We start from the raw sequence: 11,387 nt of genomic DNA, 5'->3' as shown, positions 1-11,387 counted from the left end.
CAGGCTGAAACAGTCACTTGAACTTCCCTCACTCTCCTATTTCTGGGCTCGGGCTTTCTGTGGTCACTTTCTTATTTCAAGGTGACCATCTGAAACAGTTCACCGAACTGTCCTCGCTTTCCAATTTCTAGGCTCGGGCTGAAACAGTCACTTCCCTGACTGTTTCACTCCTCATCATCTTCGCTACTTGTTAATAAGGAATTGACATGAACTAAATTGCTTGTACCAAACTCCACATAGTCTACTGCTTCACCTAATAGAACGCCGTTCAAGAAACCAATGACCATAGGCATGTTCATACCTGCATATAGATCAAACTGACCACCATCGAGTAATTTCCGAGAAACTACATTAGCTGGTGTTCCTCCCAACAAATCTGCAAAAACAACGAAGTCATCAAGCTTAGCAATTGTCTCTTCAAATTTTCTTTGGAAGTCTTCTGGACCTTCTTCTGGCAACAAAGCCACTGTATAGATGTCCTCTTGTGGACCCATAATCATTTCAGTGGATTTTTTCAATTCTTCACAGAAGATGCCATGACTTACTAATACTAAACTTCTAACCATTATGCCATACCAAATACGAAGTGACCAATTGCTGACAAGGCAATCGCAAGGACAATGATTATCAAGATAGCTTTTGTTGAAGTCATACCCTTACGTCCTAGCAACCAGAAGACAAAACCTGTGAAGATAGCTGGAACAAGACGAGGGAAGATAGTATTGAGCAAGTCTTGAATATCAATTACTTTTTCACCAACTGTTGGAGCCCAAGTCACTTCAAAGTTAATCATAGTTGCAATCAATGCGCCCATCATGAAGACACCCATTACAGATGCCGCATCAACAAGTGCTGTCAAACGATCACGCATTGTTGTGATGAGTTTAGTTCCTTCTTTATAGGCAACTTCCAATTGTTTCCAACGGAAAATATCATACGCAACTGCTACTGCTACCCAAAGGAAGATACCTGCTGGGTTACCAGTTGCGGCCATTGTTGCAGCCACTGTACCCATGATAGCTGGAACTAAGGAACCAAAGATAGAGTCACCGATAGGAGCAAATGGACCCATCAAACCAGTCTTGATACCATTTACCGCATCTTTAGATGCTACACCATCGCTTTCTTCAAGCGCCAAATCGATACCCGTAATAATAGTGTGGAAGAATGGAGAAGTGTTGAAGAATTGTGTATGCAATTGCATCATTTCTTTCAATTCAGGAGTTCCATCTCCATACATTTTACGCAATTGAGGCAAAATCATGTAGAGGTAACCAGAACCCTGCATCCGCTCATAGTTCCAACCAAGTTGGAAAGTGAACAAGCTACGTTTGTTGATTTGATTAAAATCTTCCTTTGTTAATTTGTAATTAGATTTCGTCATCTTCAATTTCCCCACTTTCTGAATTTGATGGAGCAACTACAGTTACTTTTTGGCTATTTTTGAAGTGAAGTACAGAAAGGAATGCACCCACAATAGCGATACCAATCATTGACAAGCCTTTGAAGTTGTTTACAAATGCTACACCTGAATCTTCAGGAAGGGTACCAACAATACCAGCAACTGCACCACCTAAAGTAGATACGTTACCGTAAAGAACAGTCAACATAGCTGTCAAAACAAAACCAAATGCCAAATAGTGAAGATTGCGTTTAAGTGGAAGATAGTGAAGCAAGATTGCAAATCCTAGACCAGGAAGCATACGTGCTGCAAGAGTCAAACCATTAGCAATCCATTGGTATTCTTGAATAGCAGAAACCATTGAATCTACAAATTCACCACCAAATGCAAGGGCAAGGAAAACAGGTAGTGCACGAGACAAGGCCCAAGGAATTGCACCAAGTAAATAGTTCCGTTCGATAGCTGCATAGTCAAATTTTTCAACTGCAGCATCCACACGGTGAGCGAAGTAGGTAGTTGAGAAACGACCCAAAATATCAGTATAGACAAGAAGCGCTGCTACTGGAACCGCAATTGTTGCTACAGCAAGCTCAGGGTCAATACCTTGTGAAACTGAGAAAGCAGTTGCCAAAACTGCACCAGAAGTCGCATCAATACGAGATGCACCACCGAAGGTACCAACACCAAGTACCATTAATTGCAAGCTAGCACCAATTGCTAAGCCTGTTGCCATATCTCCCATAATCAAACCAGAGATGAAACCTGCAAAGACAGGTGAACCTGCTGACGATACGATGGTCAACTCATCACAAATCTGGTAAGCAGAGTAAAGCGTTAAAAGTAATATTTGCCACCATTGCATAATAGTGATCCTCCTTTAAAATTTTTCAAAAAATCCGAATGTTATCTAACCTTATCCAATAATGGCATAAAGTCTTTAGGTGTATCACCTGGTACCATTTGAGCAATCAATTTTACTCCCTTAGCAGCCAAGGCATCAAAATCAGCGATATCCTTATCAACCACGTTGATAGAACGAGTCACTGAACGCGTTTCAGGTGTTTGAGACATGTTCCCTACGTTAAGTTCAGGAAGGCTTACACCATACTCCACTAGGCGAAGGAAATTTTCAGGACGACGTGCTACAATAAGCAAGCGTTGAGCATCATATTTTCCTTCTTTAATATTATTTGCAGCTTTCTCAATCGGTAAAATAGAAAGTTTTACCCCTGGAGGACAAGCCAACTTCAATCCTTGTTTTTCAATGTCGTTTTGAGCAACAGCGTCATCAATTACCATAATACGACTAATATTTAATTTAGTCGTCCATAAGTTAGCAACTTGACCATGAATCAAACGACCATCAATACGTGTAGCAATAATTGCCATACTCATTTCTCCTTTATGTTAAATCTTTATAGATGGGTTCTTGAGAAAAAGGTAATCTATCTCTGTATTTCCCTTCCGTCTCAAAGACGACTATTTCATTCTCTCCTTTCTTTAAGTATCCTTTTGGAATATAGAGATAGAGAATCGGACCTTTTTCCCAGAAACGTCCAATATTTACATTGTTTACAAATACAACACCTTTACCAAAGCCTGTCATGTCTATGTAAGTATCCGCCAATTCTGACAAGTTACAAGTATAGCGATAGAATGCAGGCTGATTTTCTTGCCAAGTCTTACTATAATCAACAGCTGAAACCGACTCAAGTGGTAGTGGATAGATTTTCCAGTTTCCAATAAAGTGGAGGTCTGCCATCGCTCCTCTTCCCAATCCCTTAGATTGAGTTGGAGCTGTTAGTTTGTGGCCGTAGTTAACACGTCCCATATTCTCCACAAGAATAGCTAAATCCAATTGCTTGCTTTTGAAATCTAGCGTAATGTCTTCACCAATCTCCGTTTGATATTGTGTTGCTACCTTACGCCCATCAGCAAAAACATGAATTCGATCCCGACCATCAATCACACGAAAACGTTCTGCTTCTTCCTTATCTTGTTCCAATTCGGTTTTATAGAGAATATAGCCAGTGGTTTGATCAAGTTGTTCCATATTCTTAGGATAGAATGAATGATGACACTCGCTGATGGCATCAATGGTTTCAAACAAACTAACTTTATTCACTAACTTAGCTGGCTCAAACGCCTTAGCTTTTTTCACTATTGGTTCTGCATAGTCTAATTCTGGATACCTTTCCATCATCAGCTTTTGAAGAATATAAAACTTCTGCGTTGGATTTCCAGCTTCATCTAGAATTGCATCATAATCATAAGATGTCACCTGAGGCAAATCAATTTGACCTCGGGCAGAGCATCCATTCATGAAACCAAAGTTCGTACCTCCGTGAAACATGTAGAGATTTATCGAACCAAGTTCAATACACTCCATGACTGACTGAGCTAGTTCTTCTGGCTCACGACGAATCACTTCGTCACCCCAGCGATTGAACCATCCATCCCAAAATTCCATGCACATCAGTGGCCAAGTCTTTCCATATTCATCAAAGAAAGCTTGCATCATTTGAAAATTTTCATTCGCTCTTGAACCAAAATTTCCAGTGACCAATATATCATCGGTAATGAGTGAACCCGCACGCAAACAAGCTCTCCATGGCCCATCTGATGTAAAAAATGGAGCAGTCAAACCATGTTTACGCATCAAATTCGTAACCGATTTTAAGTAGTCTTTTTCTTCACCATAGGAACCATACTCATTTTCAACTTGAAACATGAGAATGTTTCCTCCTTGTGAGAGCTGGAACTTGGCTAATTTAGGAAGAAGAGAAGCGTAATATTCATCTAAGTGCTTCAAATACGTAGGATCACTCGAACGTACTCTCAGCTCTTCCTTCATCAACCAAGCGGGGAGTCCACCCCATTCCCACTCTGCACAAATATAGGGGGAAGGACGTACAATTGCATAAAGCCCTAGTTCTTGAGCAATTCTTAGAAATCGTTCAACATCTAGGATTCCGTCAAAACAAAAATGTCCTTTTTTAGGCTCATGCAAATTCCAAGGAACATAAGTCTCAACCGTATTAAAACCTAGAGCTTTGAGATTATACAAAGAATGATACCAGTCATCCGGATGTATTCGAAAATAGTGAATGGCTCCTGATAAAATTTTGAATGGCTTTTCATCTAAATAAAATTCTTCTCTTATATGAAATTCACTCATTATCTACCTCCTTGTAACCGTTTACTATTTCTATTAGTATATTAACACTTTCTCGTGGTTATGTCCAGTGTTTTTGTAAATTTTTTTGTAAATTTTTTTTTGTAAATTTTACCACAGAGAATATTAATATCCAATAATGGGTTAGACAGTAAAAAAGCGTTTTATAATTGCTAAATATTTTGATTTTTACTAGATTATTTAGTATACTAATCACAGAAAGGAGGTATAAAATGAAAGTCCCTAAATACCAACTAATCCAGAATAGCCTTCGTCAACAAATCATTTCGGGAAAATTTGAAAATGGTGATAAATTTTATACAGAAGCGGAATTAACAAAGTTATACAATGTAAGTTCCATTACTGTTATTCGGGCTGTCAATGAGTTAGTTAAAGATGGTTATTTAATTCGCCAACAAGGGAAGGGTACGTTTGTTTCCCGTTCGCGTAAGGGCCGTTTAGTTGAATTTTCTGATGTTGAAATCTTTCCTCTCGAAAACGAGCAAGTAATTGTCCTTGCTTGTCAAAAAGGAAATGACACACGAATTCTCGAGAAATTGAACTTAGATAAGAACGACTACTATTATAAAATTGTTCGTATCCGCAAAGCTGATGAAGTTCCATTTATTTACCATAATTCCTACATACCTCAACGTTATATTCAAACACCTGATGCCCCCCTTGAACATTTCCAATCAATTTATCAGCGATTAAAAATTGATTTTAATATTCATATGTTCGAAGAACCCTTTGTTGAAACAAACGAAGTGAGTTTCCCAACTCCCGTAGAAATCGCTGAAGGGTTAGAAATTGATCCAAATCAGCCAACTATTCTACAAAACAAATTAACCACAAGCAGTGCAAGTGGAGAAGTTATTGAATATACTGAAACCTATAAGCATTGGAAATACTATAAATTTGAAATTTCAGCAAATAATCGGTAATTCCTTCAATCACAAACACTTTTGCTTTTAATAAATAATAAAAAGATTGTATATAACGGTCACAAAATTGACTTTATATACAATCTTTTTATTATTATCATCTTATATAGACTTAGTTTTCATTCATCGGTTTATGAACCATCCGATAACGAAATTGGTCAGCTCTCGCAATACTAAATGTATACTCAATAATACGATTCTTATCATTATATGATTTTCGTAACAAATGAAGGACAGGGCTATTTCCCCGTACCCCCAAAAGCTTCGCTTCATTATCCAAGGCGATACTGGCATAAAACTCCTCGACTGCCAAACGAATAATCTGGTTATATTTCTTTGAAAATACTTCATAAAGTGCCGTATTTTCTAAATCTTCAATCGTCAAACCTTCAAATAAGGATGCTGGGATATACGTCCTTTCTAACATCATCGGAATTCCATCTGCCAAACGCAAGCGTTCCAATTCATAAACCTTTTCACCAATGTCAATCATCAACTGTTGCGAAATATACTCAGACGCATCCATTTCTTGAAAAGATAGAATAGTTGTTTTAGGAACTTTCCCCATGACTTTCATTTGTTCAGTAAAACTATAAACTTGCGACAAATCTACCGCTGGTTCTGATATTTCTGAAACGTATGTACCCTTACCATGTTTTTTATAGACTAGGCCCCTTTTCTCTAACTCTTGCATTGCAAGTCGAACCGTAATACGACTGACTCCATAAAGGTGAGTTAGCTCTCTTTCTGAAAATAGCTTTTCATTCGGTGCCATGCTTTCACGGATTTTTACTTCCAACTCATCTACCAATTGTAAATAGAGTGGCTTTTCTTGGTTATTATTTGACATAGCCCATCCTCACTTCAACTAGATATATCATATTATACTGTTATTATATCATTTTTTAATAAAATAGTCTTTCCAAACCATAAAATGTTCTTTCAGATGAGGAATCTAGTTTCTTCTCGAAATACTATATCTTGCCTAACGAGTATGTTTGTTCATTATATAAAACTAACTTCATCAGGCAATGTTATAGTTTCTTGTCCTTGCTTATCTACAACTAATACTGTAGAAGGATAAAATGGATCGAAACGACTTGACAAATCAACCGCCAACACATTTTTATACCGCTCTTGTGAGAAAACTAGGGTAATTTTACCACCTCGGTTTTTAATAGAAAATTGAATCACACTTTTCAAAGGGATAACTCCCTTTAAATAGTTATCAATGACGTACCAGAAACTATCAATTACTTCACCTGGGAGCGAAGTGACAATACCAAAACTTGCATATCTCCCTACCGTCTTATCAAATGCCATCTTTCTACCTCACAGTAAGAAAAAAGCCTGCTAAACAGGTTTTTCTTGAATAACTTTATCGACTTCTCAGTTCTAAATAGCGCTTATACCAGATATTTACATAGGCAGGAGAGAATGGCCCACGTTGATGATTAATCCAATCAACCAATATTTTTACATTTTCCTTCAAAATATAATCAATATCATCTGAATACTTCATATCCTTGCGATGTCGTTCATATTCATCCACATCAAGTAATCTTTTTTCACCATCCGCAAAGACTTTCACATCCAAATCATAATCAATATATTTGAGTGCTTCGTTGTCTAATACAAACGGACTAGCAAGATTACAATAATAAGAAACACCATTTTCACGAATCATTGCAATGATATTAAACCAGTATTTTTTATGAAAATATACGATAGCTGGTTCTCTTGTTACCCAACGTCTGCCATCATTTTCTGTCACTAAAGTATGATTATTGACTCCAATGATTGCATGTTCTGTTGTCTTTAATACCATGGTATCACGCCAAGTGCGATGGATTTTTCCGTCATGCTTATAACTTTGAATTGTAATAAAGTCGCCTTCTCTTGGTAATTTCACACTGTTACCAACTTTCTACAATTTCAATTTATCTTTATCATTATATCATATTTTTGACTCATGTGGGAATATTTCATCACAGATAATCCCTAAGCACTGCCTGAATCCGATCAAACTCGAAACCTTTCCTTGCTAAAGCCTGAATCAAACGCTGTTTCAACTCATATCCATCATATTTTCGACTATATTTTCGATACTGTTTCTCTAATTCCTTACTAATTAAATCCGCTTCCATACTATCATCTGCAGAAATATCTAACTGACTAACCGTTTTTTTTGCCAAGTCATACGTAAACCCCTTATTCATCAATCCTTGAACAATCTTATCCTGCAGAGCTCGAATAGGTAATTTATCCTGATACTTTCTAAGCAATTTTTCAGCAACCTTTTCAATCAGATCAGAAAAATCTACCTCAACTAAACAACTATCAATAACAGATTTAGAAATCCCTTTCGTGATTAATTTCTGCCGAATCAGAGCCGGACCCTTGTCACCATTCAACCCATTTTGTCGAACGTAGGTTTCCACATAACTCTTATCATCAATCCATTTCTCGTCTTCTAAAGCAGCAATAATTTTTTCAGCATTTGCTTCTTCAATTTCATACTTTTTTAAATAATCCAACACTTCTTTCTTTGTTCGCTGTTTGAAAGAAATATAATATAAAGCTAAATTTTTTCCATAAGAGAACTGAGCAAAATCACGAATTTCTTGAAGTTCATTTTCAGTGATTTCCTTACCCTTACTCAACATAAAACGAACAATGGTATCCTCAGTAATATACAAAGACTCTTGACCATCAAGCTCTAATAAATATAGTCTTTTTTTCTTTTCAATTTTTGTTATTCTCATTCTTTCATTATACAGGAATTTTCGGTAAAATAATAATATGAATCTACAAGTTAATCAACGAATCCCCTTAAAAATTAAACGAATGGGCATCAATGGAGAAGGAATAGGTTTTTATCAAAAAACGCTTGTCTTTGTTCCCGGTGTTCTTAAAGGTGAAGAAATATATTGCCAAATTACCTCAATCAAACGGAATTTTGTTGAGGCAAAGTTATTGAAAATCAACAAGCAATCCAAATTCCGTGTCACACCACCTTGTGCTATTTATGAAGCCTGTGGCGGTTGCCAAATCATGCACCTCCGCTATGATAAGCAATTGGATTTTAAAAAAGACTTGCTACAGCAAGCACTAAAAAAATTCAAACCTTCTGGCTACGAACAATACACCATCCATCCAACCATTGGGATGGATCACCCCAGTCACTACCGTGCCAAATTACAATTTCAAACTCGTACTACTAAAGGGAGCGTCAAAGCTGGATTATATGCAGAAAATTCACATCGTCTAATTGGAATTACTGACTGTTATGTCCAGGATCAAGAAACACAGAGAATTATTAACAGTGTTGCGGAACTCCTCACTAAGCACCGTATCCCAATTTACAACGAACGTAAGGAACAAGGTATTCGCACTGTCATGGTACGTAGAGCTCGTCAGACGGGAGAAGTCCAACTAATTTTTATCACCTCTTGTCAAGTTAATCTTATCAAACTAATTGATGAACTCATCAGTCAGTTTCCAAGTATCGTTACAATTGCCTTAAACTGGAACAAACAAAAAACAAGTGAAGTCTATGGAGAAAAAACTGAAATACTGTGGGGGAAACAAGCTATTGATGAGGCTGTGTTGGACTATGAATTTTCTCTATCACCTCGGGCATTTTACCAATTAAATCCCCAGCAAACCGAAGTACTTTACACTGAAGCAGTAAAAGCTTTAGATATTACTGGAGATGAAGACCTCATTGATGCCTACTGTGGAGTAGGTACTATCGGCTTTGTCTTTGCCAGAAAAGTCAAATCATTACGTGGTATGGATATAATTCCCGAAGCAATTGAAGATGCAAAAGCAAATGCTAGACGAATGGGCCTAACGAATGCACATTATGAAACCGGTAAAGCAGAAGACATCGTCCCAAAATGGTATCAAGAAGGATATCACGCAGATGCTCTCATTGTTGATCCTCCACGGACTGGAATAGACGAAAAACTCCTAAAAACAATCCTTCAGTACAAACCATCAAAAATGGTCTATGTTTCTTGTAATGTTTCAACACTCGCAAGAGACCTGGTTGAATTAACTAAAGCCTATCAGGTTGAATATATTCAATCTGTTGACATGTTCCCTCATACCGCTAGAACTGAGGCGGTTGTGAAATTAACAAGAACCGAATAACTCATCATCATGTAGTCCGAATGCCACTATTCGGACTTTTTATCTAATATTTAAAAGAAATGCCTTTGGTTTCAGGAACTTTGAAAACTTTAAAAAACGGATTTTGATTGCTTTGAACAGTGAAAAGGGCTGGGAAGAGCCCTTTTCAGCTTATCTCCTAAAACAAGAAAGGCTCTATAATTTCTGTAGTGGGTAAAACCACCGTAGAGATTATGGAGCTTTTTTGAGTATAGAAAAAAAGTCCCATATGACCTATAATGAAAAGTGCTCAAACTATCATTTTAGAAAGATTCATATGGAACAACTAAATCTTATCACAAATTTGCTCAGAATTAAAGACAAAAATATCACAATCACTGATGAATATGATATGGGAACTCACTTAGAACTCCACGGTTACTTAGATTACATGGCTCCTAAATGTCCAGAATGCAAGGGACAAATGGCTAAATACGATTTCCAAAAAGCCTCCAAAATCCCCTATCTAGAAACTGCTGGTTATCCACTCCTTATCCGCCTTAAAAAGCGTCGGTTCAAGTGTAAAGATTGTGGGAAAATGGCTGTCGCTGAAACTCCTCTTGTCAAGAAGAACCACCAAATCTCTGTCGCTGTTAACCAGAAAATCGCCCAGTTACTCATCGAAAATCAAGCAATGACACATATTGCACACAGGCTATCTATCTCAACGTCATCAGTTAGTCGAAAGCTTAATGAGTTCAAGTTTGAAACAGATTGGAATACCCTACCTGAGGTGATGTGTTGGGACGAGTATGCCTTCAAGAAGGGGAAAATGAGCTTCATCGCTCAAGATTTCGACTCCCTAAACGTCATCGCCATTCTCGACGGAAGAACTCAAGCAACCATCCGAAAAAACTTTCTACGCTATCCTAGAAAGGTTAGAAATCGGGTCAAAGTGATTACCATGGATATGTTTAGTCCCTATTATCAACTTGCTAAACACCTTTTTCCAAATGCAAAAATCGTACTCGACCGCTTTCATATTGTGCAACACCTTAGCCGTGCTATGAACCGTGTCCGTATTCAAATTATGAATCAATTCGACAGAACATCGCAGGAATACCGGGCCTTGAAACGCTACTGGAAATTGATTCAACAGGATAGTCGTAAACTCAGCGATAAACGATTTTATCGCCCTATGTTTCGAATGCATTTGACTAACAAGGAAATACTGGAAAAACTCCTGTCTTTCTCCGAGGAACTACGACAGCACTATGAACTCTATCAATTGCTCTTATTCCATTTCCAAGAGAAGAACTCAGACCATTTCTTTGACCTCATCGAACAGGAAATAGCCACTGTTAATCCTATTTTCCAGACGGTATTTAAGACATTTCTAAAGGATAAAGACAAGGTTTTGAATGCCCTAGAATTGCCTTATTCCAACGCCAAACTGGAAGCTACCAATAATCTCATCAAAGTCATTAAGAGAAATGCCTTTGGTTTCAGGAACTTTGAAAACTTTAAAAAGCGAATTTTGATTGCTTTGAACATAAAGAAAGAGAGAACGAAGTTCGTCCTCTCTAGGTGTTAGCTTTTCATCTACCCACTACAGTTGACAAAGAGCCATTAATCGGGAAGACAGGATTCGAACCTGCGACACCTTGGTCCCAAACCAAGTACTCTACCAAGCTGAGCTACTTCCCGATATCATTAAAAATAAAGCTCCCCTAACGTCTCCATTAAGCGA

The 11,387-nt window shown here is 37.6% G+C and carries 12 protein-coding genes and 1 tRNA gene; 3 read left to right on the top strand and 10 right to left on the bottom strand.

Features of this window, described 5'->3' with window-relative positions:
- Positions 1–164: 164 nt before the first annotated feature.
- Genes K6V48_RS04390 through K6V48_RS04370 form a run of 5 tightly spaced genes read right to left on the bottom strand, consistent with a single transcriptional unit; the run spans position 165 to position 4,580 of the window.
- Positions 165–566 carry a PTS sugar transporter subunit IIA gene (locus tag K6V48_RS04390; RefSeq protein ID WP_024391488.1) on the bottom strand — a complete coding sequence of 134 codons (402 nt, stop codon included), beginning with the start codon at positions 564–566 and terminating at the stop codon, positions 165–167.
- Positions 566–1,384, bottom strand: coding sequence for a PTS system mannose/fructose/sorbose family transporter subunit IID (locus K6V48_RS04385; RefSeq protein ID WP_105127352.1), 819 nt, complete (start codon positions 1,382–1,384; stop codon positions 566–568). The genes K6V48_RS04390 and K6V48_RS04385 overlap by 1 nt, the downstream gene beginning before the upstream one ends.
- Positions 1,371–2,267 (bottom strand): PTS mannose/fructose/sorbose/N-acetylgalactosamine transporter subunit IIC, encoded by an 897-nt coding sequence (locus K6V48_RS04380; RefSeq protein ID WP_105127351.1) that lies wholly within the window; start codon positions 2,265–2,267, stop codon positions 1,371–1,373. Before K6V48_RS04380 ends, K6V48_RS04385 begins: the two co-directional genes overlap by 14 nt.
- 38 nt (positions 2,268–2,305) lie before the next feature.
- On the bottom strand, positions 2,306–2,791 hold the full coding sequence (locus K6V48_RS04375; RefSeq protein ID WP_105127350.1) for a PTS sugar transporter subunit IIB: 486 nt from the start codon (positions 2,789–2,791) through the stop codon (positions 2,306–2,308).
- A gap of 13 nt (positions 2,792–2,804) precedes the next feature.
- A complete protein-coding gene (locus tag K6V48_RS04370) occupies positions 2,805–4,580 on the bottom strand; it encodes a glycoside hydrolase family 35 protein (RefSeq protein WP_105127349.1) in 1,776 nt (591 codons plus the stop codon).
- Positions 4,581–4,810: 230 nt separating this feature from the next.
- On the opposite strand from K6V48_RS04370, the gene K6V48_RS04365 reads away from it, so the two are divergent.
- Positions 4,811–5,521 carry a GntR family transcriptional regulator gene (locus K6V48_RS04365; protein WP_105127348.1) on the top strand — a complete coding sequence of 237 codons (711 nt, stop codon included), beginning with the start codon at positions 4,811–4,813 and terminating at the stop codon, positions 5,519–5,521.
- A gap of 112 nt (positions 5,522–5,633) precedes the next feature.
- Here K6V48_RS04365 and K6V48_RS04360 read toward each other — a convergent pair whose 3' ends face one another.
- From K6V48_RS04360 to recX, 4 genes are all read right to left on the bottom strand, one after another.
- Entirely contained in the window at positions 5,634–6,371 is a 738-nt protein-coding gene (locus K6V48_RS04360) for a GntR family transcriptional regulator (protein WP_105127347.1), read from the bottom strand.
- Positions 6,372–6,526: 155 nt separating this feature from the next.
- A complete protein-coding gene (locus K6V48_RS04355) occupies positions 6,527–6,844 on the bottom strand; it encodes a DUF960 domain-containing protein (RefSeq protein WP_024392821.1) in 318 nt (105 codons plus the stop codon).
- A gap of 55 nt (positions 6,845–6,899) precedes the next feature.
- Positions 6,900–7,433: a nucleoside tri-diphosphate phosphatase gene (ntdP, locus tag K6V48_RS04350; protein WP_024396634.1), complete on the bottom strand. Its 534-nt coding sequence runs from the start codon at positions 7,431–7,433 to the stop codon at positions 6,900–6,902.
- A 76-nt stretch (positions 7,434–7,509) separates the two neighbouring features.
- Complete coding sequence (gene recX, locus K6V48_RS04345; protein WP_222368183.1) at positions 7,510–8,286, bottom strand: recombination regulator RecX; 777 nt, start codon at positions 8,284–8,286, stop codon at positions 7,510–7,512.
- Between the two features lie 37 nt (positions 8,287–8,323).
- Here recX and rlmD point away from each other — a divergent pair, with 37 nt between their 5' ends.
- On the top strand, positions 8,324–9,679 hold the full coding sequence (rlmD, locus tag K6V48_RS04340; RefSeq protein ID WP_222368177.1) for a 23S rRNA (uracil(1939)-C(5))-methyltransferase RlmD: 1,356 nt from the start codon (positions 8,324–8,326) through the stop codon (positions 9,677–9,679).
- Positions 9,680–9,974: 295 nt separating this feature from the next.
- Positions 9,975–11,231: an ISL3 family transposase gene (locus tag K6V48_RS04335; protein WP_222368173.1), complete on the top strand. Its 1,257-nt coding sequence runs from the start codon at positions 9,975–9,977 to the stop codon at positions 11,229–11,231.
- Positions 11,232–11,270: 39 nt separating this feature from the next.
- On the opposite strand, the gene K6V48_RS04330 is transcribed toward K6V48_RS04335, so the two are convergent.
- Positions 11,271–11,344 (bottom strand) — tRNA-Pro (locus K6V48_RS04330).
- Positions 11,345–11,387: the final 43 nt, after the last annotated feature.

Source organism: Streptococcus suis, from assembly GCF_019794555.1.
Classification (GTDB): Bacteria; Bacillota; Bacilli; order Lactobacillales; family Streptococcaceae; genus Streptococcus; species Streptococcus suis_AB.
This window is presented reverse-complemented; position numbering and strand designations above follow the sequence as displayed.

Excerpts from the sequence above, each read along its gene's own strand:
- K6V48_RS04390 (WP_024391488.1), bottom strand. The coding sequence starts at position 566 with ATGGTTAGAAGTTTAGTATTAGTAAGTCATGGCATCTTCTGTGAAGAA.
- K6V48_RS04385 (WP_105127352.1), bottom strand. The coding sequence starts at position 1,384 with ATGACGAAATCTAATTACAAATTAACAAAGGAAGATTTTAATCAAATC.
- K6V48_RS04375 (WP_105127350.1), bottom strand. The coding sequence starts at position 2,791 with ATGGCAATTATTGCTACACGTATTGATGGTCGTTTGATTCATGGTCAA.
- K6V48_RS04370 (WP_105127349.1), bottom strand. The coding sequence starts at position 4,580 with ATGAGTGAATTTCATATAAGAGAAGAATTTTATTTAGATGAAAAGCCA.
- K6V48_RS04365 (WP_105127348.1), top strand. The coding sequence starts at position 4,811 with ATGAAAGTCCCTAAATACCAACTAATCCAGAATAGCCTTCGTCAACAA.
- K6V48_RS04360 (WP_105127347.1), bottom strand. The coding sequence starts at position 6,371 with ATGTCAAATAATAACCAAGAAAAGCCACTCTATTTACAATTGGTAGAT.
- K6V48_RS04355 (WP_024392821.1), bottom strand. The coding sequence starts at position 6,844 with ATGGCATTTGATAAGACGGTAGGGAGATATGCAAGTTTTGGTATTGTC.
- recX (WP_222368183.1), bottom strand. The coding sequence starts at position 8,286 with ATGAGAATAACAAAAATTGAAAAGAAAAAAAGACTATATTTATTAGAG.
- rlmD (WP_222368177.1), top strand. The coding sequence starts at position 8,324 with ATGAATCTACAAGTTAATCAACGAATCCCCTTAAAAATTAAACGAATG.
- K6V48_RS04335 (WP_222368173.1), top strand. The coding sequence starts at position 9,975 with ATGGAACAACTAAATCTTATCACAAATTTGCTCAGAATTAAAGACAAA.